This window comes from Neisseria sp. HMSC064E01 (genome assembly GCF_001808875.1).
GTDB classification, from domain to species: Bacteria; Pseudomonadota; Gammaproteobacteria; order Burkholderiales; family Neisseriaceae; genus Neisseria; species Neisseria sicca_A.
Map to the genome: position 1 here is coordinate 1 of NZ_KV794958.1, position 263 is coordinate 263.

The window sequence follows — 263 nt, forward strand, 5'->3', positions numbered from 1 at the left end:
GCCGAGAAAGGCTGGAACCTGCAAGCGAACGAAGGTACTGAAGAGAAAGTTGCTGCCGGTGAAACGGTTAACTTCAAAGACGGCAAAAACATCAAAGTGACCCGTGACGGTAAGAACATCACCGTAGCCACTTCAGACGAGGTAGCCTTTAACAAAGTAACTGTTGGCGACAGCGTATTGGACGGCAATGGACTGACCATCACCAATGGCGCAGCGTCAAATGCTCCTGTCTCACTGACCAAGTCTGGTCTGAACAACGGCGG

At 51.3% G+C, this 263-nt stretch carries 1 pseudogene; it reads left to right on the forward strand.

What is annotated here, in order from left to right:
• A pseudogene (locus tag HMPREF2572_RS14650) lies at positions 1–263 on the forward strand (hypothetical protein); the annotation flags it as partial.